The following is a 21,190-nucleotide window of genomic DNA, read 5'->3' as shown; positions in this document are numbered from 1 at the left end:
TGACATTGTGTAATTTCGAAAGAGACTCAAATGTATCTGGGAACACAGGTCGCAGCGCGGGATGACGACGATTATCGTATCTTCGCGCAACTGGGTGTGAAGCATATCAACGCCGACCCGGCGGGAAAGCCGAGCAGTTGGACGCTCTCCGATCTCGAACGGCATCGCGACAAGGTCGAAAGCTTCGGCCTGATCCTCGACATGATCCAGTTACCCCTGCCCTCGCAGCCGATCGAGAAGGCTTCCTATCCCGATATTCTGCTTGCCGGCCCCGAGCGCGACAGACAGATCGATGCCGTCTGCAAGCTGATCGAGAATGCCGCAGCCGCCGGCATTCCTGCGGTGAAGTACAATCTCAACTTGATCGGCATTCCCCGTACTCCGGATGAACCGGGACGCGGCGGATCGCTGAATGCCAGTTTCCGCTGGGACAAGACGGATCAGCAGGCCGAGCCCGGCCTTGCCGGCGTGCTTTCCGAGGACGAAAACTGGGAACGGATCGACTATTTCCTCGAACGCGTCGTTCCTGTCGCTGCAAGCAACCGCGTCCGGCTCGCCTGCCATCCGCACGATCCCTATACGCCGCCGGGTTATCGCGGCGTCACACGGGTGCTGGGTACGGTGGAAGGCCTGAAGAAATTCGTGCTGATGCGCGAAAACCCGTATCACGGCCTCAATTTCTGCCAGGGTTCGATCGGCGAGATGCTGGAAAATCCCGGCAAGGAAATCGACGATGTCATTCGCTGGTTCGGCCAGCGCGGCAAGATCTTCAATGTTCATTTCCGCAATATTCGCGGCGGCAAGCTGTCCTTCATGGAGACCTTCCCTGAAGAAGGCGACATGGACATGGTCCGCTCGGCCAGGATCTACAAGGAGGTGGGCTTCAAATACATGCTGATGCCCGACCATGTGCCGACGGTCAGCGGCAAGGATCCCACCGCCACCGCATTTGCCTTCTGCTACGGCTATATCGCCGCACTTCTGCAAGTGCTCGAGAGCGAGTGAGCCGGTTTTCAACACGTCAAGAATAGGACTTCATGATGAACCCGATTGAATTGAAGAAGGCCGTTGGTAGTGGTCTCCTGTCGTTTCCGGTTACGCATTTCGACGATCAACTCAAGTTCGACGAAGCTAGATATCGCCGTCACGTCGAATGGCTTTCCGGTTATGACGCTGCTGCACTGTTTGCCGCCGGCGGCACCGGGGAGTTCTTCTCTCTCAATCCGGCCGAGATTCCGCAGGTTGTCCGGGCCGCCAAGGCGTCGGCCGGCAAGACGCCGATCATTTCGGGAACCGGCTACGGCACCTCGCTCGCCATCGAGATCGCCGTCGCGGCCGAAAAGGCCGGCGCGGACGGACTGCTGCTGTTGCCGCCCTATCTGATGTTTGCCGAACAGGCGGGCCTCATCGCCCACGTCAAGGCGGTTTGCCAATCGGTCGGCATCGGCGTCATCGTCTATAACCGCGACAACGCCATTCTGACCGCCGACAGCATCGCGCGCCTGGCGGAGGAATGCCCGAACCTGATCGGCTTCAAGGACGGTGTCGGCGATGTCGACAAGGTGATCGAGATCACCACCCTGCTTGGCGACCGTCTCGTCTATGTCGGCGGCATGCCGACCCATGAGGTTTATGCGCAAGCCTATTTTGCTGCAGGCGTGACGACCTATTCATCGGCCGTTTTCAACTTCGTGCCTGCGCTTGCCCAGCGCTTTTACGGCGCCTTGCGCACCGGCGATCAGGCAACCGTCGACGAGATCCTGAAAGGCTTCTTCTTCCCCTTCGTCGCCTTGCGCAACCGCAAGAAGGGATATGCCGTCTCGATCATCAAGGCCGGCCTTCGTGTCCTCGGGCAGAACCCAGGCCCCGTGCGCCCGCCTTTGACGGATCTTACCCAGGAAGAGCTCGCGCTGCTGGAAAAGATCGTCCAGGCCAACGGCGTCACACGGATCGCGGCGGAATAATATATCGCGGCAGTAGGCCGCCGGGTGGCCCGGCGGCCGTCCGGTTCGCACCAACAACAACGGACATCGGCTCGGCCTTGGATAGACGACCGCCACGGGGCAGGAAGCGGACGGGCCGCTCGAGGCACAAATTACCTAAAGAGCAGACCTTCAGGCACCCTGCGTGCATCATCTTGAAAGCAAGCTGTTGCTGTCGTTGGTTTCCAGCGCAACGGCTTTTCGGAACAGCGGCTACGGACAGCGCCGCACTGGCAAACGCCGGAATAGCACTCAGCCATCGGGCCCCCTCACCGCCCATGAGGTGGTGTCGTGATCGGGGTGCTGGTTGGTGCTCTCCTTGATCGCCGCGGCCCAGTCGGCGCCGTTGTTTTCGGTCGCACCGGTATTTTCTATGCCCGTGATCGTATCGAACCATGCCACCATGTTCTCGGTGCAGGTATTGGCAAGCGGCGAGAAGGCGTGCGGATCGTCAAGCGAACCGATCATCAGGTTGGTGCGACCGTTTTCGAGGTGGTGGAAGAACAATGGCGTGCCGCAATTGGCGCAGAAGCCGCGCTCGACAAGCTCCGAGCTCTTCCAGACGCTCGGCTTGCCGCGTGTCCAGCTGAGCGCTTCATCGGGCGCGGCGACGAGCGCGGCAAAGATGTTGCCCGAGGCTTTCTGGCACATGCGGCAATGGCAGAGATGCGAATTGTCGAGCATAGCGGTTGCGTGGTAGCGCACGGCACCGCACTGGCAGCCGCCGCTCACCTCCATTTCGACGCGTTTCATTTTTGCTCCTTCTTCAAGAGGCGGGTATGGGCTTAATCTCTTTTAGGTTTTCGTCTTTTGATCGTCCAGCCTCCCAGAGCGGATCCAATTCTGGTGTTAGTGGGCGTGGAATTCTGCTGATCAGTGTCGCCGGACCATCCGCCGGCACAGGACACGACCATAATTATCGCCAAACTCACTATGGCTTAGCCGCTCATCCGTCCGTTTCGGTCTTTTGAGCAAGCAGGTGCTGGCTATCCTCCCTATTCATTGGCCACCGAGTAGGCAGCAGCGAGTTGCTTGGCCAAGGCTTCAAGGGCTTCCGGGTAAGCTACGTCAACACATTGAAGTTTGGCGTCTCGCGCTGCCTCTAACATTTCCCTCTTGTCGCGGATCGAACGCTCGACAAATTTCTCGATGATCAAAGCCGCCGATTGAGTGGCGCCCTTGTAGCCGGCTTCTTCCATCATGCGGGAACGTAAGAAGTGGTCTTCTGCGTATAGGAACACGGTTCTGACGAGGCTTGGATCGAGTTTCGTCATATATTCTGGCCGCAGTGCTGACCCTTCGAGTATGAAGGGCTTCAAAAGCTGCCTCTGATTTTCGATGATCTGACATATGTACGGCCACATATTCTCGTGGTGAACCTTCAAAAACCAATGCACTGTATCGTCGGAGAGACGTGAATAATATTCAGCTACCTGGGGACGGAGCGTCGGCCACGGTCTACCGGGGTGGCGGCCCAATTTGTCGGTGGAAATGAGTTCCCTACCAAGCGAGACAGCCACGCTCTTTGCCAGTGTGGATTTTCCAACATGCGAACTGCCACCAATCAAAATCCCCAAGTGGTGTTGTTGCATTCTCTGACCTCCAATATCGCGATCAATTGGTAACTAATATTCGTAGTTGATGACTGCTCTTGGCTAATTGCCAGCGCTCCACGGCTGGTGGCGTTGCCGTGCATTCGCGGAGGCATTTCCAGAAGGAAATCCTCAGATAGAGCGCAGCTGGTGGTTTAAAAGTGCCGGAAGCTGGCTACACCCTTGGCATCAGTCCATACTGGTGGGTGCCAATCGCTCGGTTACGTTAAGGACGGCCCACATTGCGGGCCGATTCCGCCCAGGCGGCCATATCGGCATCACCTGTATGCGCGAAACCATCGGACTTGTTCAGCTCACAAATGATCGCGATCACCCACGGGAAAGGTGGCAGCAAACCGAATGAGGGGCTGGTTTCGGCGATCTCCTGGACCGAGGATTCGCATGCCCCAGCGATTCTTGTGCCTACAGCGCCACACCAGTACCGCGGTCAAACACATGCACCTGATCGCTGGTGATGCTGGCCTCGAAGACGGCGCCGTAACGGGCGGGGTATTCGCCGTCGACGATGGCGGTCACCTGCTGTCCGGCGAGGTCGAAGACGACATGGGTCTGAGCGCCTGTGGGTTCCACCAGCATCGTCCGGCCGGCGAGCGGCGTGCCGGCGGCGACGCCTGGAACGAGATGTTCGGGGCGCAGGCCGATGGTGATGGCCTGGCCGGCCTTGACCTTGCGGTCGGGCGCGATGCGGATTGCCGTGCCGTCTCCGAGGCGGGCGGCGGGTTCACCGTTTTCGCCGTCCACCGTGCCTTCGAGCATGTTCATTGCCGGCGATCCGATGAAGGCGGCGACGAAGAGATTGGCCGGTTTCCTGTAGAGTTCGAGCGGCGTTCCCTCTTGCTCCACCCTGCCCTGATTGAGCACGACGATGCGGTCGGCAAGCGTCATCGCTTCGATCTGGTCGTGGGTGACATAGATCGAGGTCGTCCTGACCTTCTGGTGCAAAGTCTTGATTTCCGAGCGCATCTGCACGCGCAGCTTGGCATCGAGGTTGGACAGCGGTTCGTCGAACAGGAAGACGGCGGGATTGCGCACCACGGCGCGACCCATGGCGACGCGCTGGCGCTGGCCGCCGGAAAGCTGGGCCGGCTTGCGGTCGAGGAGTTCGGCGAGATCCAGCATGCGGGCGGCCTCGGCCACCCGGGCCTCGATCTGCGGTTTGGCAACGCCGGCGAGCTTCAGATTGAAGCCCATGTTTTCAGCAACCGTCATGTGCGGATAGAGCGCGTAGGATTGGAAGACCATGGCGATGTTGCGTTCGCGCGGCGTCATGGCGTTGACGACCTTGCCGCCGATGGCGATGTCGCCGTCGGTGATCTCCTCGAGGCCGGCGATCATTCTGAGCAGCGTCGATTTTCCGCAACCGGATGGGCCGACGAGAGCGACGAATTCCCCATCCTCAATATGAAGCGAAATGCCGTGGATGACGTCGACGGCGCCGTAGGTCTTGCTGATATCGGTGAGTTCAACGGATGCCATGATTGCACTCCAACGGTTCGGCTCAGGACTTCACGGCGCCGGCGGTCAGGCCGGCGATGATGTGTCTCTGGGCGACGAAAAAGACGATGATGGTGGGAAGGATGGTCAGCGTGATGAAGGCCAGCACCAGCTGCCATTCCGTGCCGTACTCGCCGCGATAGACCATAATGCCGAGCGGCCAGGGATATTTCGATTCCGAGTTCAGCATGATCAGCGGCAGGATGTAGCTGTTCCAGCTGCCGACGAAGGAAATGATGCTGACGGTGGCGACGATCGGGCGCGAAAGCGGCAGCGAGATATGCCAGAAGAATCTGAGATAACCGCAACCGTCGACGAAAGCCGCCTGAAACAATTCTTCCGGAAGGTTGCGGAAATAGTTTCGAAACAGCAGGATGCTCATGCCAAGGCCGAAGGCCACCTGCGGCAGCACCACGCCCCAATAGGTATCGAGCAGGCCGAGATCGCGGATGCGGATGAACAGCGGCAGGATCGCGGTCGCCGCCGGAAACATCAGGCCGAGCAAGAAATAATTGAGCAGGAACGACGAGCCGAAAAAGCGGACATGGGCAAAGGCGAAAGCCGCCATGGACGAGACGATCAGCGTCAGGAGGACGGTAAGCGACGCGATCACCAGCGAATTGCCGATCTGCAGCCAGTAGCGTTCACCGAAGAGAATATCGGTGTAATTCGCCCATTGCCACTCCGTCGGCAGGCCGAAGGGATTGGTGCGCAGGTCGCCCAGCGTCTTGAAGCCGCCGAGCGCCGTCGTCAGCAGCGGCACGAGCACGATCGCGGCAATCAGGCTCAGCGACACATAGAGATAGACGCGTGTGGACGTGCTCATGCGGATGGAAGAGCTCAAATCAGTCATGGCGCATGAATATCCTTTTGTAACCGAAGGCGAGCGTCACGCAGATGATGAAGAGCACGACGCCGACGGCGCTGCCGAGGCCGACCTGCATGCGCATGACGCCATAGGTGTAGAGGAAGGTGACCATCGTCTGGGTGGAGTTGGACGGTCCGCCGCCGGTCAGGGGCATGATCATGTCGAAGAGCTGCAGCGAGCCGACGACGGCAAAGAAGATAGAAAGACGCAAGGTCGAGCCGAGCAGCGGCAGCGTCACGTAACGGAACTTCTGCCAGCCGGTGGCGCCGTCGATTTCGGCGGCCTCCAGCACGCTCTTGTCGACGGATTGCAGGCCGGCGATGAACAGCATCATGTGGAAGCCGAAATATTTCCACACGATCACCCCAAGCACGGCATAGATCGCCACATCCTTGTCGGCGAGCACATAAGGGTTGGCGAAGCCGAAGAAATTGGAAACGGCGGCAAACAGGCCATAGTCGCCGTCATAGACGAAGCGCCAGATAAGACCCGCGGCAACATCCGCCAGCACATAGGGCAGGAAGAAGATCAGGCGGTAGCCGACGACACCTGGAATGCGGTGCGCCAACATGGTGGCCAGCCAGATGGCGAGCGGCACCTGGATGCAGATCGAGATCACTATGATCAGGCCGTTATTGACCAGCGCCTGGGTGAAAGCCGCATTGCGGAACAGAACCTGGAAATTGCGCAACGCGATGAACTCGGTCGGCGTGCCGTAGCCATTCCACTTGTAGAGGCTGTACCAGGCCGCCTCACCCATCGGCATGATGACGAAGAGGGTGAAAAGCAGCAGCGCCGGCGGCAGGAAGATCAGCAGCACCGCCAGCCGGTCATGGGCGACGGAGCTCCTGCTGTTTGCGGCTTTTCTTGCCGGCCTTGCGGCCGTGGTTATCGATGGGACTGAGATATTGGCCATGGGTCCTGCTTTCGCGTCTCGTCGGCAGCAATGCTGGCGCTCCGAATTTTAGCGGAGCGCCAGGATGGGTCTGCAGGCGCTGGTTATTGTTCCAGTTCGAAAGCGTCCTGGATCATCTGGGCGCCGTCCTTGGAATTCATCTGACCGGAGACGATTTCCACCGACACGTCGTTGACGACACGGCCGACCGCAGCGCCCAGATCCTGGTCGAAATAGTTCTGATGCCAGGTGGAAGCGGCCAGCTGTTTTGCCGATTCGGCAAGCAGAGGGTTGGTGACGCCATCACCGGCGCCGACGGCAACCGGCAGAAGCATGCCGGCCTTGGCCATCGCCCGCTCATTGTCCGCGCTGGTCAGGAAGGCGAGGAAATCGATCGCTTCCTTGGATGCCTTCTTGGTGACGGCCCAGCCGTTCAGACCGCCGAGCGTATCGGTGGGCTTGCCGGCGCCGCCATCGACGGCCGGGAAGGCGAAACGGCCGATATTGTCGGGTGCGAGACCCTTGCCGTCGCCGGCATTCTTTCGCTGGTTGGCCTCGGTATTTTCAAAGCCGAGGATGATCGCAGCCTTGCCGTCACCGAACACGCCGAGCGCCTGCGGCCAGGTCGAGCCGAGATAGCCGGGCTGGAACGGTTCGAGCTTTCCGAGTTCAGCGAGATCGTCGCCGGCCTTGATGATCGAAGGATCGAGGAAACCTTCGCCCTGGCCGGTCTTTGCCGCTTCGAAAACCTTCTGTCCGCCTTCGCGCATGACGAGATAGCTCCAGTAGAAATGGATCGGCCACTTCTCACCGCCGCCACCGGCGATCGGCACGATGCCGGCTGCCTTGATCTTCTTCACCGTGTCGAGAAAATCAGCCCAGTTCTTGATGTCCTCGGCCTTCACACCGGCCTTGGCAAACAGCGCCTTGTTGTAGAAAAAGCTGACCAGACCGACCTTATAGGGAATAGCCCAGGTCTTGCCTTCGAATGTCAGGCCGCTGACCGAAGCCGGGCTATAGGCGCCGCGCAGTTTGCCGCCATCGGCATCGAGGGCCGGCGTCACATCCTGGAGCGCGCCGGTCTCGGACTGCTGCTTCAAGACGCCACCGCCCCAGCTGAAAAAGAAATCCGGCACGTCGTCGGACTGCAGCAATGTCGGAAGCTTGGCCTTGAAAGCCTCGTTTTCGAGGAACTGCATCTGGATATCGACGTCAGGGTGCTGGGCTTCGTATTTCTTGACGATCTCTTCCCAGGCCGCCACGTATTTCGGGTCGAGCTCGAGATGCAGCCACTTGACCACCGTCGCCGCAGACGCTGCGCCTGCCCCCGCCAGCAACATGCCGGCAGCCGCCGCCATGGATGCGATACGCCTGCCGCTAGGAACGGCGCTCTTGAAGCTAAAAGTCATGATTTTCCTCCCAGGGGCCTATCCTCACAATTTTTCCCCTATGCGGATTAATTCAACGGAGCTTTGGCATATTGTCAACCCAATGCCTCTATTTTTATCAAATGCGCTTGACATGACCACTGAATTCCCGACTATTTATTTCGTAACCCGTTAAAAATATTTGGGTTCCGCCCCAACGAAACGCTCGCCCGGCTAGTACCCATGAAGACTGCAGATCCAGAATTAATGCGCGCGATCAATCGCTTGAACGTGCTCGATACCGTCCGGCGCCATGGTCCGATCTCGCGGATAGAGATCAGCGAGCGTACCGAACTCTCCACCACGACCGTTTCGGCGATCACCGCCTCGCTGCTCGACGACGGGCTGATCCTGCCGCGGCACGAAGGCGATATCCGCAACGAGGCCGTGCGCGGACGGCCGCGGGTGGCGCTGGAACTCAATCCCGATGCCGCCCGCGTGGTCGGCGCCAAGATCGCTGCCAACAGGATGGTCTTCGTCGTCACCAATTTCCGCGGCGACGTGCTGTCGAAGCTTGCCCTGCCGATCCGCATCGACCGGCAGCCGATCGGCGTCATCGCCGACCTCGTCGAGGACGGCGTCAGGCGCTGCGTCGTCGATGCCGGGCTGTCGCTGGAGGATGTCGACAGCGTCTGCCTCGGCTTTCCCGGCGTTATCGAGCACCGCACCGGCTACATCAGAAGCAGCCCGATCTTTCGCGACACCAATGTCGACTTCGCCGCCGAGATGTCGACGCGGCTGGCAACACCGACCATTGTCGAAAGTGACGCGCACGCCATCACACTTGGCCATCACTGGTTCGGAAAGGCCCGCGATCTCGAAGATATGGTGCTGATTTCGCTGGAGCAGACACTGGGGCTCGGTGTCCTGCACGGTAACAGCCTGTTTCGCGGCGCCGGCGGCCTCAGCCACAATCTCGGCGACCTGGTGCTCGGCATGGGACCGAACGGCGTCGTCCGGCTCTTCAGCCAGGCCGGCGAAAGCGCGATCCTCGGAGAACAACAGGCTGATGGGCGTTTTGCCGAGGCCATCCGCCTCGGGCGTGGCATGAACCATGCCCAGGCGCTGATCAAGGCCGATGACGACCGGCTGATCAGCGCCGCCATCCGTGCCGGCGAAGCGGTGGGTTTGACCATTGCCAACATCGTCACGCTGTTTGCGCCGCCGCGGGTCATTCTTGTGGGGTCGAGCCTAGCGCTCGGCGAACCCTTTCTCAACAGCCTGCGCGATGCCTATGCGCTCGCCATTCCGCCGTCGCTGCGCGGGGTGAGCGAACTCGTCTTCGACGATTCGACCGATGATTTCTGGGCGCAGGGTGCCGCTGCGGTGGCGCTCTACGAACTCTATGAATCGCCCTGGAGCACGACGGGGCCGGCGCTCTGACGAGCGACACAATCAAGATCAATGGCAAGATCAATGGCAAGACCAATGGAGGAATTCATGGACAAGGTCGGTATCGGCATCATCGGATGCGGCAATATTTCGGGCGCCTATCTCACGGCGATGGCATCCTTTCCCATCCTCGACATCCGCGGCGTCGCCGACCTCAACCGGGAGCTGGCGGAAGCAAAGGCGGCGGAATTCAATGTTCCCGTCAAGACGGTTGAGGAGCTTTTCGCCGATCCCAAGGTCGAGATCATCGTCAATCTGACGATCCCGAAGGCCCATGTTGCCGTGGCGCTGCAGGCGCTCGATGCCGGCAAGCACACCTATTCGGAAAAGCCGCTCGGGATTAATTTCGCGGAAGGGAAAAAATTGGCGGAAGCCGCCAAGGCGAGGAATCTGCGCATCGGCGCTGCCCCCGACACTTTCCTCGGCGGCGGCCACCAGACGGCGCGTGGCTTGATCGACCAAGGCGTCATCGGCCAGCCGGTCGGCGGCTCGGCAACCTTCATGTGCCCGGGCCATGAGCGCTGGCATCCGAACCCGGCCTTCTATTACGAGGTCGGCGGCGGGCCGATGCTCGATATGGGTCCTTACTACATCACCGATCTCGTCAATCTTCTCGGGCCGGTTTCTCAAGTTGCGGGTTTTGCGACGACGCCGCGATCGGAACGGCTGATCACCAGCGAACCGCGAAACGGCGAGCGCATTCCCGTGCATGTGCCGACCCATGTCACCGGCATGATGGCCTTTGCCAATGGCGCCGTCGTGCAGATCGCCATGAGCTTCGATGTCGCCGGCCACAAACATGTGCCGCTGGAAGTCTACGGGACCGAGGGCACGCTGATCGTTCCCGATCCGAACAAGTTCGGCGGCCCTGTGGAATATCTGAAGAAGGGCGGTCCGTTCGAGGACCAGCCGGTCACATCGCCTTATGCCGACGGCAATTATCGCTCGCTCGGCGTTGCCGACATGGCGCATGCGATCCGCTCCAACCGGCCGCACCGCGCTAACGGCGATCTGGCACTGCATGTGCTCGAAGTCATGGAGGCATTCCACACTGCTGCTGCGACCGGCCGGACGGTCGCGATCACCACGGCAACGGAGCGCCCTGCCCCGCTGTCCGATTCCATCGTCGACGGACGGCTGGCGAAATAAATTTCAGGAGGAAAGACTATGCGTGAAGCACTGATCGTCTGGGGCGGCTGGAGCGGGCATGAGCCGCAGGAGTGCGCCGAAATCATCAAGACCATGCTCGAGGAGGACGGCTTCAAGGTCTATCTCGAACACGGCACCGAGGCGCTTGCCGACCCCTCCGTCCATGATCTCAGCCTCGTCGTGCCGATCATGACGATGTCGAAGATCGAGAAGGAGGAGGTGAAGAACCTCGCCACGGCGATCGAGAGCGGCGTCGGTATCGCCGGCTATCACGGCGGCGCCGGCGATGCCTTCCGCGACTCCGTCGATTACCAGTTCATCATCGGCGGCCAGTGGGTGGCTCACCCCGGCAACATCATCGACTATACCGTCAACATCACACGCCCCGACGATCCGCTCATGGAAGGGATTGCCGATTTTCCCTATACGTCAGAGCAATATTACATGCATGTCGACCCCTCGAACGAGGTTCTGGCGACGACCAAGTTCACCGGCGAACATGCCTACTGGATCGACGGCGTCGTCATGCCCGTCGTCTGGAAGCGGAAATACGGCAAGGGCCGCGTCTTTTATTCCTCGCTCGGCCATCAGGCCAAGGAATTCGACGTTCCCCAAATGAAGACCATCTTCCGCCGCGGCGCCAACTGGGCGGCGCGGTAAGGCTGGCCGATTCGTGGGGATAGCCGCACCTTACCGGGGTCGAGCCACTCGTCTCGACCCTCCGGCCCCTGTAAACGCGGCGGAGGACGTGCTTTTGCGAGATGTGGCGAGGGACGGAGAGGTCGCGGCATAATCTCTTCTCCCCTCGGGGAGAAGGTGCCGGCAGGCGGATGAGGGGGCCACACGGCACACCTCTCACATAATTCAGCTATCCTGCCACGCCGACGCCGAGATCCAGCGCCCTGAACACAGTCGAGACGATACCGACACGGTCGAGGCCTGCGGGGTCCGTGTTGTTGAAAAGACCGGCTTCGCCGGCCCCCTCATCCGCCCTACGGGCACCTTCTCCCCGCTGGGGAGAAGAGGGGATCGAGACGTTGCGGCATGTCCCCTCGGCCGGGCGGACGAAACCGACCCCGCGATCTCAGCCGATAATCAACGCCGTGCCATAAAGCCCCAGCGCAAACACCGTATGAGCCAGCAGATTGAAGCATCGGACCTTGTTCGGGGTAGGGTGTTTGGAGGCGGCCCAGCCGATGCCGAGGCCGGGCTGCAGCAGGAACCACCCTGCCCCGACGGTGACGATGCCGAAGATCCAGGCGGGAAGAAATGTCGGGGCCGTCAGCCAGGCCGAGCCCATGATGATGGCGAAGATCACCCCATAGAGGATGCCGACGGCGTAATGGCTGATCCAGCCGAGCGCCAGCTCATGGGCATAGGGCTCGGCATCGGCAATGCTCTCGTGAAAGACCTTGCCGCGGCCGAGGTGCCAGAACCAGCGTCCCACAGGTGCCCAGTTGGGCGCCGCCTGGCCGAACTGGGTGAGCAGGATTGCCCAGAGGTTCCGGCTGCGGTCCGCCCTCGCCCTCAGTTTCTCCGGCGCCATTGCCGATATCGCCGCTGATATCCTCGGCAAACTTCCGCATGAGCCGCACGAGTTCATTGAAGTCGTGTTCCTCCCAGCTCTCGAAGATGGCGCGGCCCATCCGCTCGCGGGCGACGTCGATGCGATCGGTCATTGCCTTGCCCTTCGGGCTGATGACCGCCTCGCGCACGCGGCGGTCGGCGGCGTTGCCGCGGCGCTCCACCAGATCGAGACTTTCGAGCTTGGCGACCTGACGGCTGACGGTGGTGTAGTCGCGCCCGGCGCGGTCGGCGAGTTCGACCACCCCGATCGGACCGAGCCGTTCGATCGTGACCAACAGCGGAAACAGCGCACGATCGAGCGAAATGCCCGCCTCGCGGACCATCTGCTCGTCGCGCTGCGGGCGGTTCATGACGCTGACGATCTCGATCAAAGCCCCATGCAGTTCGCGCAGTTTTTCACTGATATGTGTATTTTGCACATTCTTTGTTGACGCCATGCCGATTCTCCTATTATGTGCATAATACACATATGGAGAAACCAATGACAGAAAATTCCACAGTCGACGTGCTGATATCAGGCGCCGGGGCTGCCGGCCTGACGCTGGCGATCGAGCTGGCGCGGTGGGGCGTGTCCTTCCGCCTGATCGAAAAATTGAACGACCCATTCCGCGGTTCCCGCGGCAAGGGTATTCAGCCGCGAAGCCAAGAGGTGTTCGAGGATCTCGGCATTCTCGACCGGATCGTCGCGCTCGGCGGCGCCTACCCCAGACAGCGGGAATATCGCGATGACGGCAGCGTTAGCGAATCCGATGCCGTGATGGGTGGGGCGCCGACGCCCGCCGAGCCCTATCATCTTCCGCTGATGGTGCCGCAGTTCCTGACCGAAGGGGTGATGCGCGAGCGCCTGCTCGAACTGGGGCACCGGCCCGAATTCGCCAGTGAACTTATCGGCTTCGAACAGGATGAGGCGGGCGTGACCGCGCGGCTTAAGGGCACATCCGGCGAAGAGACCATCCGCGTACGCTGGCTCGTCGGCGCCGATGGCGGCCGCAGCTTTGTGCGCCATGCGCTGGATATCGGCTTTCCCGGCAAGACGCTCGGCGTGCGCGCTATCGTCGCCGATGTCGTTCTCAAGGGATTGGATCGCGACGTATGGCATCGCTTCGGCGATGGCGACATGCAGCGGCAGATCGCCATTTGCCCGCTCGCGGGGACGGATCTGTTCCAGATCCAGGGACCCATCCCGCTCGAAGGCGAGCTCGATCTCTCCGCGGCAGGCTTGACCACCCTGGTGAAGGAGCGCATCGGCCGCGACGACATCGAGGTTCAATCGGTCTCCTGGGCATCGGCCTTCCACATGAACGCCCGGCTTGCCGATCGCTACCGGCTCGGCCGCGTGTTCCTCGTCGGCGATGCCGCCCATACGCATCCGCCGACCGGCGGACAGGGTCTGAATACCAGCGTTCAGGACGCCTATAATCTCGGATGGAAACTGGCGGCGGCCACTGCCGGCGCGCCCGACGCGCTGCTCGACAGCTATGAGGAAGAGCGCCGCCCGGTCGCCGCCGCCGTGCTCGGTCTGGCGACCAATCTTCTTGACGCCATGAAGCGAGGCGATATGCGGCGCGGCCGCGATGTGCATCAACTCGATATCGGCTATCCCTCCTCCTCCTTCGCGCTGGAAAAGCCGGAGCGGAGCGCCGGTCTGCTTGCGGGCGACCGTGCACCCGATGCGCCGCTCAGAGGTGTCGCCGGCCAGCCGACGCGTCTGTTCGAACTATTCAGGGGGCCGCACTGGACGCTGCTGGGCTACGAGGCCGAGCAAGCCGCCGTGCCGCCACGCCCGAGCCTGCATATCCACAGGATCGGCCGGTGCGGAGATCTCATCGACGACGGCGGGCATTTCCATGATGCCTACGGCCTGACATCGGGCGACTGGGTGCTCGTGCGTCCGGACGGCTATGTCGGCGCTATCATTGCGTCTGCTCACGCCTGGGCGCTGGAAGCCTATCTCGCAAATGTCGGCCTTGCTGCATAAGCGGCAACTCAAAGCGCCACCGCGTCTTTCGCGCGCCTGAAAAGACGCGCGCCGTAGCCAATCGCCACCGCGAATAGCGCACTTTCGTTGTTAGCCGCCGCACAAGGCCCAAGACAGCCTCATCCTTGTACGTTGCCGCACCATAGACCAAGCGGCATCGGATCTTTCAGAGGGCGTCGCGCTCGTATCGCGGCGCCCATCCGCGGGCCATCCCGCGGCTCATCACGCTTTCCGCCAGCGCCAATTGCTGGCGGAGATGTTTGCAGTCATCAAGCAGCGAGCGTATCGCCGCCTTGGCATTGTCGTCATGCCAGGCAAGCACGGCTTCGACTTCCCAGGCCTGATCGGGCCAGGTTTGTTCGGGGCCAGCTTGTTCGGGGGATGCCCGATCGGGTTCCAAGGTCCTTGCCGGCCGCATCAGTTCAGCGCCAACGGCAATTGAACCGGGCGCGGCAATGGTGGCAGCGGCCGGCTGAGTTCGACTTTTCTCTGCCAGGCGGCACGCCGCTGTTGATCCCGCTCCCGGGCTGCGCGGGACGCTTCGACGAGCGCAAGGGCGTTGGCGATCACCTGTTCCGTATGCGTCATGATCATCTCCAATGTTCCTGTTTTGTTCTAAGTTAGAACTTTGGCAGGAAAAGTCAAGCGTCGGGACGATATGGCTTTGAGGATAGGTGGGGAAGCGCGGAGAGCATTCAGTCCGCCGCTTCTATGACAGCAATGCCCGCCTCCTGTGCCGCCCTGATGAAGGCCGCCCGCACGTGTTCAGGTGGGAGATCGCCGATAATCGCATCCAGGCACGACTTGACGGCCTCGAAATACTCTTCGCCGTCGTCTACCGGCCAGTCGCGCAGGAGCGTGCGCGCGGCGTCCCACACAGAGTTAATAACGGCATAATGACCAAGCCCCATTGAGGCCAAGCCAACCGGTCGAAAATGTGCCGTCTGTCTCACTTTGCTACAGCTTTTCCCAATTTCGGTGGAGCTTATGGGTACGATGCAATTTGCGTGCCGTTGGTGTGCCGCGTCAACGGCCGAAGCGGGGATTTTGATCCTGGCCAATGATGCTGCGACGGACGTGTTTCTCCATCCCTCCGGGTCCCTGCAGGCGACGCGTTTGAGAACATGGAACGCTTGAAGCTTCCTGAGCGACCCCCGAGAGCCCCACGATCAGTCATTAAGCAACTGATTATGGTAAATATCAGGCTTATCATCCCAAGCCCGCTGATTAAACCTCAGTCTTTCCTTCTATACTCCATAAGGATTACAGCAACTCATATGCTTTGCTGGAAGCAAAAGTCTCTATCATCCTTCATTGATTGTCCCAGAGGTGGACGGAGTTTCATCCGGGTCGTACAATGCGATCTATCCTGCACGCGGCGGATCTGGGAGGAGCGCGCGATGCCTATTTTCATGGATCGGCACTTTCTTGAAGGAACGACGGCCGCCGACGTTGCCCGGGCGCATCGCATGGATCTCGACATCCAGGACAAGTACGGCGTCAAGTTCCTGACCTACTGGTTCGATCAGCGGCGTGGGACCGCCTTTTGCCTCGTGGATGCGCCGGACGCGGAAACTGCGCAATGTGTGCATCGCGAGGCCCATGGCTTCGTCGCCGGCGAGATCGTCGAGGTCGCCTTGTCAGCGGTCGAGGCTTTTCTTGGCCGAATTCATGATCCGGAGCCGGCGCCTGGCCAGTCATCCAGCGACGTCGATCCCGGCCACCGGGCAATTCTCTTTACCGACATCGTCGGATCGACAGCGATGACATCGCGCCTCGGCGACCGGATTGCGACAGAAATGGTCAGAGCCCATGACGCTATCGTGCGCCGATGCCTCAGCCAGAATTCAGGTCGCGAAGTGAAACACACAGGCGACGGCATCATGGCGGCCTTCGCCGCGACAACGGCAGCCGTCGAATGCGCCATGGCGATCCAGCGGGAATTCGAGCGTTACAACGGCGGAAACACCGAGCCTATCCATATCCGCATCGGAGTGGATTGCGGCGAGCCGGTCGAGGACAGCAACGACCTCTTCGGCTCGACCGTGCAACTTGCCGCGCGTCTCTGCGCGGCAGCCTCCACCGACCAGATCCTCGTCTCGGAGAATATTTTTCGGGAGTATGGCGCCGCCGATCTCTTCACTCACGCAACGCGCCGACGGTTCAAGGGGTTCTCGAAGCCGATGCAGGTCTTCCGATGCGACTGGGCCAATGCCGACGTAAACTAAGATCTGTTGGATCCGATACCCGAATAGCCGGCTGCCTCTTGGCGGGGCTTGCCGCGGCGCTTTTTGGCCAAGAAATAGGCGATCATCCGATCCGGAGATATCTAAACCAAAACGCGCCGCAACTGATGTGACGGCGCGCCCTCACCTGCCATGCAGACGGGCCTAACAGGCCTATATCTGACTAAGCATTACCAATTTGATGGTTCATCAGCCGCTCGAATTTGGGGCCGCCCTCGACCATTGCAAGTACGCCCGACATCTTCAGGAACCGGCGGAAATTCTCGCGCGCAGCGCTCAACGGGAAACGCCCGTTGGCCGTATCCCTGCACGCCTTCAACAGCGTGTCATATGCCAAACCCCGTTTGTCCTCCGGCCACCCGTCCAGAACATCGAAGATTTCATCGAGGCACGTGACCTCATCGATGAAATGTTGACGATGAAGCAGAATCGGATCAAACCGAGTTGACGACATAGTATCCTCCCATTTATATTACTTTTTTATGGTGTAATTTTACTGAATAACCGCGATTTTTTCAAGTCAAAATCGAGTTCGTCGGACTATTAACGTCATGCAACTACTTCCACAACGGCAGAATAGCCCGATCAGAGTAGACTTAAGCGCATTTGACCATCGGTTGAGGGTCGACGCATCACCAATATAGATTGGTAGATCAATCGTAGGAATGTTTCGGATCAGCTAAGCGTGATCAGACGTGCTAGAAGTTTCGTATATTCTCGTGTTGGCATGGTAGATTGCGACCATGACAACCTCGCGAGGAGACGTTCGGATGAACCGATTTTTTTCATTGGTAGCGGGAGTGCTGATCGGTGTGTCCGCGTTCACGTCTTCCTGCACATCGCCTGCAAGGCAGGATCACCAGGATTTTCAATATCAGCGGGATACATCGGTAAACCCGGCATGCGCGGATGGGTTCAGACCCAGCAATGCGCGCTCGTGCAGTTATTGAAAGGTTAGAGCCGGAAATTGGGTTTTGCACTAGGGGCGGCACGCGACAGCAATGGGGCCGGTCGGGAACTCCTAACCTGCTTCACCGTTATGTGATCGGGTCACAGTTGGCCCGATCCTAAACAGGAGAACGGTTCCCCATGAACAATTTGATCTGGCTCGTCGGCGCTGTCGTCATCGTGCTCGCGGTTTTGAGTTTCTTCGGCTTCCGCTGATTGCAGACGCGCTGATGGAAATGTGGCGGCACAACCGCGTGTTCCCTACCCGGCGATCGGATGGACGATGAATTCCTCCGCGCCGATGGATCGATTGGGACGGGCGTGCCTAGTATCTCTGCACAGTGATTATGACTCTTTGGCCGTATCGGGATAGGTGCGGCCCATTTTGGTGCGGGCTTTGTCGGTCGTGAACATCCACTTGATTTGGGCGCCGGCGGTGTTGCGCTGTTTCTCCCATGCGGCAAGCTCACGGACAAGGCGCGCTTGGGGTCGTTGATTCTGCGATCGAGGCACCGGCAGCGCAAGACGCCGATTTCGATCTCGACCATGTTCAGCCAGCTGGCGTGCTTGGGGGTGTAGTGGAGCTGCAGGCGACGCAGAATGCGCCGGGCTTCGGCGGGCGCAAAGGCTTCACTCAACACGCTGCCATCGTTACAGATGGTCATTCACGGTGCCGCATGGTGGCGTTTGAACATACGGTAGGTTGTCTCGACGAGACCGATCGTCCAGCAGATGGGGCAACCGCGAAAAGCCACCATCGACACGCCAGCCAGGGCCAGCGAATAAAATGGATGTGGCACAGAGATCGATATCGCGTAACTCAAAGCGCCGATGCCGACAATACCGCGGACCAGATGTTCGACAAGACCATTGCTGGCGAACATTGTCTTGGGCGAAGCGGTAGATGACAGGTTCATGGGGTTCATTGAAATTTATCTCTCCAATCCATGGTGGTTCAATCAATCCAAGAGGTATTCACGTAGCAGGGCCCGGCTCCGGTGCAGTCGACCCTTGATGCTCTCGCGGGTGAGGTTCAGTGACGCGGCGACCTCGTCGATCGTCATCTCTTCGATATCGCGTAGTATGATCACCTCGCGGTAGTGTTCGGGCAGGGATTGGATCGCGCGTGAAAGGTCAAGCCGGAGTTCGTCCTGCGACAAATGTGCCAGGCGGTCCACGTTGGCCGGATTCAGCAATGCGTCGTCCAGATTGTCCGGCTTTCCCAACGCGCGCATTGCCATGCGCAAACATTCGCGGCGTACCACGGCCAGCAGCCAGCCCGATATCGAGCCCAGTGCGCGCAGCGTTCCGACGCGGCGGTACAGTAGCCACAATGTCTCCTGCACCACGTCGTCAACGTCGTCGGAAGCGCTGCAGCTGCGCCGCGCATAGCGCCGAATGTCTGGCTGTGCGAGGTCCAGCAAAGCCAAGATGGCTTGCTTGTCGCCATTGCGCGCGTCGTCAACCAGAGCCAGGTCATACTTCGGCGTGTGCATGCGGGTGTCCTACTTCGCAGTGTCCAAGCGGCGGTTCGCGGCATCCAAGCGGCGGCCCGCCATGGCACACATGGGACAAAAACCGATGAAGCCGGTGAGCAGTGTGCTGACGCCGACGCCAGCAATCGCATAGCCGATCATTAGCCCACTTAAGCCCAGCAAGCCGCAGGCGATCATAGCCAAACCGGCAACGACGCGAACCGCGCGTTCCCATCCAGGTACATTCTTGACATAAAGCACGGTTAACCCTCCAAAGTTGCAAGCGCAATGGCACGCTCGAAAGGTAAGAGGGCTGGGAATGCAGTTTCGGTTCGCGTCGTTCTAAAAATATTTCAACAGCGCCATTTCCAGGTCACCCCGCCCTCGGTTCATCAGATGGTTCTTACGCTCGAACGCGCCGGCCTGATCCGACGCCAAACCGGCGTCGCCCGAAGCATCGAAATCCTGGTCGCCCCAGAAAACTTGCCAATCCTGCAATGAACCAAAATCAACCCGTCAAATCCTCTGTGCAGAGGTACTAGTCGAAAGCTATATCTCCGCCGGCGTCAATCAGCGGACGCCTAGAACGGGGTCAAAGCCGTCGATTACCTCTGGCAGATCTTCGCGATGTTCTTCTCGAGACTTCGGCGCAGCGCGTCGGAAATCTCGGTCTGCAGTCCTTTGACAACATCGCCGAAGCGACCGCCAGTCTGCACGATCTCGATCGAACTCTCGGTGGTCTTGCATGTCGCAAGGTCGACCTGCAGATGGACTTCTGCGGTCGCCGAGAACCCGCCTTTGACGAGAGCTTCGTCCGATGTCTTGCAGGCCAGCGTGCCCCGGGCACTGGCCTGCGCAGCGTCGCCATTCACCGACACCTGGAGGTTTTCGATCTTCACCGAATCGAGCTTGTCGACGCCTACCTGCACGGTAATCCCAAAACTCGAGACCTTCGCCTTGAGCGACCTGCAAGGTTGCGCGTCTCCGATGGCCCGCTCCAGCGCATTCGCCGCTTGCGCCTGTGAGATGATGAGCGGTTGCAAGACAAGTGCGCCTATCGCAAGCAGGCCCAGCCAATAGCGCATCTCCTTCTCCTTCCCGTATAGTCCGATGACCAGCCCGCGGACGCCCCGCATCATAAGCGTGGAAGAGGCCATCGGCAAAGCAATGCCGATCGCCGCCACACACTCGGCACCTGAGCGACTCCTTTGCTATCGCATTTGCCATTTTCCGAGCTGCGGCGGGTCGATTCGAGATCGACCGCCATGTCCTCGACTATCCGCAGAATGACGTGTGAACAGCGCGAAAAGTGGATGATCACCCCCTCGGTCTTCCTTTACAATCAGTCGTTTCGGCCTCTCAAGCCAGTGCATGGGAAAATCGATGGATCGTCTTGTTGGTGCAGATGAAGCGACGCAATCGGAGAAGCGGGCTGAGAAAGCTGATCGGCCGGAGGGCTTGGCGCGGGATGTTGCGGTCATCAAGATCGGCGACTGTCTGCTGGGCTACAAGGCCGTCCAGCGCCGCATGCGGGCCAGCCGTTGGAACCATTTCCGCGGCCGGATGCGCGAGATCGAAAAATTGATCCGGCATCGCCACGGAGACATCGTGCCCGAGGCCGATGACGCATTGATCTATGTCGAGGTGATCGCCGGCCTCGCCCTGGTCGAGTTCAAGGAAGAGTTCGTCGAGGTGGTGCTCGGCTGGGCGGCGCGATGGCTTCCCTGGGCTGGGAAAGCCGACATAGAGGACGTCATCTACGAGCGGACCAAGGTGCGCTTTTCTGACTTGTCCGCCGACGCGCTCGGTCACGCGCTGCACCTAAGCTACGCGGAACGGAGCGCCCTCGATATCCGCACCATCGGTGCCTTCGACGTGCCGAAGCGGAAGAGAGCAAAACTTCAAAAGGAAAAGCGGCGCCAGCGGGACCGAGCGCGAAAAGAGGAGCAGCGCCGTGCCGCCGGCGCCCTTTCCAGAGCCGACTATCTCGCCAATTCTTTCAGCCAAGCGCGCCCCTGGGAGGCTTTCGGCATCAGCCGCCGGACGTGGGAACGCCGCGGCAAACCGATGCCGGATCCCGCGACGATATCCGATTGCGGTTCGATCTCGCTCGCCGCTTAGGTCGGAGCTTCTCGG

The 21,190-nt window shown here is 60.1% G+C and carries 23 protein-coding genes and 2 pseudogenes; 8 read left to right on the top strand and 17 right to left on the bottom strand.

What is annotated here, in order from left to right:
* The first annotated feature begins 30 nt into the window (after nucleotides 1-30).
* A complete protein-coding gene (locus AC1ECN_RS19970; RefSeq protein WP_029873219.1) occupies nucleotides 31-1,005 on the top strand; it encodes a mannonate dehydratase in 975 nt (324 codons plus the stop codon).
* A gap of 32 nt (nucleotides 1,006-1,037) precedes the next feature.
* A complete protein-coding gene (kdgD, locus tag AC1ECN_RS19965; protein ID WP_130672566.1) occupies nucleotides 1,038-1,964 on the top strand; it encodes a 5-dehydro-4-deoxyglucarate dehydratase in 927 nt (308 codons plus the stop codon).
* A 270-nt stretch (nucleotides 1,965-2,234) separates the two neighbouring features.
* Here the strand turns inward: kdgD and AC1ECN_RS19960 are convergent, their stop codons facing one another.
* The 6 genes from AC1ECN_RS19960 to AC1ECN_RS19935 all read right to left on the bottom strand — a co-directional run bounded on the left by AC1ECN_RS19960 (nucleotide 2,235) and on the right by AC1ECN_RS19935 (nucleotide 8,261).
* Entirely contained in the window at nucleotides 2,235-2,735 is a 501-nt protein-coding gene (locus AC1ECN_RS19960) for a GFA family protein (RefSeq protein WP_130672565.1), read from the bottom strand.
* Nucleotides 2,736-2,977: 242 nt separating this feature from the next.
* Nucleotides 2,978-3,574: a hypothetical protein gene (locus AC1ECN_RS19955; RefSeq protein WP_130661553.1), complete on the bottom strand. Its 597-nt coding sequence runs from the start codon at nucleotides 3,572-3,574 to the stop codon at nucleotides 2,978-2,980.
* A gap of 423 nt (nucleotides 3,575-3,997) precedes the next feature.
* On the bottom strand, nucleotides 3,998-5,071 hold the full coding sequence (locus AC1ECN_RS19950; protein WP_130661552.1) for an ABC transporter ATP-binding protein: 1,074 nt from the start codon (nucleotides 5,069-5,071) through the stop codon (nucleotides 3,998-4,000).
* Between the two features lie 22 nt (nucleotides 5,072-5,093).
* Nucleotides 5,094-5,942 (bottom strand): carbohydrate ABC transporter permease, encoded by an 849-nt coding sequence (locus AC1ECN_RS19945; protein WP_130661551.1) that lies wholly within the window; start codon nucleotides 5,940-5,942, stop codon nucleotides 5,094-5,096.
* Nucleotides 5,935-6,873, bottom strand: coding sequence for a carbohydrate ABC transporter permease (locus AC1ECN_RS19940; RefSeq protein ID WP_018494675.1), 939 nt, complete (start codon nucleotides 6,871-6,873; stop codon nucleotides 5,935-5,937). Before AC1ECN_RS19940 ends, AC1ECN_RS19945 begins: the two co-directional genes overlap by 8 nt.
* A gap of 83 nt (nucleotides 6,874-6,956) precedes the next feature.
* On the bottom strand, nucleotides 6,957-8,261 hold the full coding sequence (locus tag AC1ECN_RS19935; protein ID WP_130672564.1) for an ABC transporter substrate-binding protein: 1,305 nt from the start codon (nucleotides 8,259-8,261) through the stop codon (nucleotides 6,957-6,959).
* A 201-nt stretch (nucleotides 8,262-8,462) separates the two neighbouring features.
* Here AC1ECN_RS19935 and AC1ECN_RS19930 point away from each other — a divergent pair, with 201 nt between their 5' ends.
* The 3 genes from AC1ECN_RS19930 to AC1ECN_RS19920 are packed head-to-tail and all read left to right on the top strand — an operon-like array spanning nucleotide 8,463 to nucleotide 11,480.
* On the top strand, nucleotides 8,463-9,662 hold the full coding sequence (locus AC1ECN_RS19930; protein WP_018494677.1) for an ROK family transcriptional regulator: 1,200 nt from the start codon (nucleotides 8,463-8,465) through the stop codon (nucleotides 9,660-9,662).
* Nucleotides 9,663-9,719: 57 nt separating this feature from the next.
* Nucleotides 9,720-10,820, top strand: coding sequence for a Gfo/Idh/MocA family protein (locus AC1ECN_RS19925; RefSeq protein ID WP_018069625.1), 1,101 nt, complete (start codon nucleotides 9,720-9,722; stop codon nucleotides 10,818-10,820).
* 18 nt (nucleotides 10,821-10,838) lie between these two features.
* Complete coding sequence (locus AC1ECN_RS19920; protein WP_003539493.1) at nucleotides 10,839-11,480, top strand: ThuA domain-containing protein; 642 nt, start codon at nucleotides 10,839-10,841, stop codon at nucleotides 11,478-11,480.
* Nucleotides 11,481-11,904: 424 nt separating this feature from the next.
* Here the strand turns inward: AC1ECN_RS19920 and AC1ECN_RS19915 are convergent, their stop codons facing one another.
* Entirely contained in the window at nucleotides 11,905-12,366 is a 462-nt protein-coding gene (locus AC1ECN_RS19915; RefSeq protein ID WP_477953898.1) for a DUF2938 domain-containing protein, read from the bottom strand.
* Nucleotides 12,323-12,844 (bottom strand): annotated as a pseudogene (locus AC1ECN_RS19910) (MarR family winged helix-turn-helix transcriptional regulator); the annotation flags it as partial. The gene AC1ECN_RS19915 and the pseudogene AC1ECN_RS19910, both read right to left, overlap by 44 nt.
* Before the next feature lie 44 nt (nucleotides 12,845-12,888).
* Here AC1ECN_RS19910 and AC1ECN_RS19905 point away from each other — a divergent pair.
* Nucleotides 12,889-14,385, top strand: a complete 1,497-nt coding sequence (locus AC1ECN_RS19905; RefSeq protein WP_130672562.1) for an FAD-dependent oxidoreductase — start codon at nucleotides 12,889-12,891, stop codon at nucleotides 14,383-14,385.
* Nucleotides 14,386-14,551: 166 nt separating this feature from the next.
* Here AC1ECN_RS19905 and AC1ECN_RS19900 read toward each other — a convergent pair whose 3' ends face one another.
* From AC1ECN_RS19900 to AC1ECN_RS19890, 3 genes are all read right to left on the bottom strand, one after another.
* Nucleotides 14,552-14,803: a hypothetical protein gene (locus AC1ECN_RS19900; RefSeq protein ID WP_075223880.1), complete on the bottom strand. Its 252-nt coding sequence runs from the start codon at nucleotides 14,801-14,803 to the stop codon at nucleotides 14,552-14,554.
* Nucleotides 14,803-14,973, bottom strand: a complete 171-nt coding sequence (locus AC1ECN_RS19895) for a hypothetical protein (RefSeq protein WP_162039352.1) — start codon at nucleotides 14,971-14,973, stop codon at nucleotides 14,803-14,805. The genes AC1ECN_RS19900 and AC1ECN_RS19895 overlap by 1 nt, the downstream gene beginning before the upstream one ends.
* A 107-nt stretch (nucleotides 14,974-15,080) precedes the next feature.
* The gene (locus AC1ECN_RS19890) at nucleotides 15,081-15,338 is read right to left on the bottom strand and encodes a DUF982 domain-containing protein (RefSeq protein WP_011651896.1); all 258 of its coding nucleotides are present in this window, start codon (nucleotides 15,336-15,338) and stop codon (nucleotides 15,081-15,083) included.
* 447 nt (nucleotides 15,339-15,785) lie between these two features.
* Here AC1ECN_RS19890 and AC1ECN_RS19885 point away from each other — a divergent pair, with 447 nt between their 5' ends.
* Nucleotides 15,786-16,613, top strand: a complete 828-nt coding sequence (locus AC1ECN_RS19885; RefSeq protein ID WP_024321930.1) for a nickel-binding protein — start codon at nucleotides 15,786-15,788, stop codon at nucleotides 16,611-16,613.
* Between the two features lie 181 nt (nucleotides 16,614-16,794).
* Here the strand turns inward: AC1ECN_RS19885 and AC1ECN_RS19880 are convergent, their stop codons facing one another.
* From AC1ECN_RS19880 to AC1ECN_RS19855, 6 genes and pseudogenes are all read right to left on the bottom strand, one after another.
* Complete coding sequence (locus tag AC1ECN_RS19880) at nucleotides 16,795-17,085, bottom strand: DUF982 domain-containing protein (RefSeq protein WP_018073545.1); 291 nt, start codon at nucleotides 17,083-17,085, stop codon at nucleotides 16,795-16,797.
* Nucleotides 17,086-17,924: 839 nt separating this feature from the next.
* A pseudogene (locus AC1ECN_RS19875) lies at nucleotides 17,925-18,217 on the bottom strand (transposase); the annotation flags it as partial.
* A 27-nt stretch (nucleotides 18,218-18,244) separates the two neighbouring features.
* Complete coding sequence (locus AC1ECN_RS19870) at nucleotides 18,245-18,505, bottom strand: hypothetical protein (RefSeq protein WP_024321928.1); 261 nt, start codon at nucleotides 18,503-18,505, stop codon at nucleotides 18,245-18,247.
* Nucleotides 18,506-18,538: 33 nt separating this feature from the next.
* Nucleotides 18,539-19,075, bottom strand: a complete 537-nt coding sequence (locus AC1ECN_RS19865; RefSeq protein ID WP_024321927.1) for an RNA polymerase sigma factor — start codon at nucleotides 19,073-19,075, stop codon at nucleotides 18,539-18,541.
* A 9-nt stretch (nucleotides 19,076-19,084) separates the two neighbouring features.
* Nucleotides 19,085-19,315, bottom strand: a complete 231-nt coding sequence (locus AC1ECN_RS19860; RefSeq protein WP_024321926.1) for a YgaP family membrane protein — start codon at nucleotides 19,313-19,315, stop codon at nucleotides 19,085-19,087.
* 344 nt (nucleotides 19,316-19,659) lie between these two features.
* Nucleotides 19,660-20,139 carry an LBP/BPI/CETP family protein gene (locus AC1ECN_RS19855; RefSeq protein ID WP_165406147.1) on the bottom strand — a complete coding sequence of 160 codons (480 nt, stop codon included), beginning with the start codon at nucleotides 20,137-20,139 and terminating at the stop codon, nucleotides 19,660-19,662.
* 298 nt (nucleotides 20,140-20,437) lie between these two features.
* On the opposite strand from AC1ECN_RS19855, the gene AC1ECN_RS19850 reads away from it, so the two are divergent.
* Nucleotides 20,438-21,175 (top strand): hypothetical protein, encoded by a 738-nt coding sequence (locus AC1ECN_RS19850; RefSeq protein ID WP_130672560.1) that lies wholly within the window; start codon nucleotides 20,438-20,440, stop codon nucleotides 21,173-21,175.
* Nucleotides 21,176-21,190: the final 15 nt, after the last annotated feature.

The organism is Rhizobium sp. 01N447_2, assembly GCF_056399245.1.
Note: the sequence above shows the minus strand (reverse complement) of the source record. Positions and strands in the feature narration are given on the sequence as shown.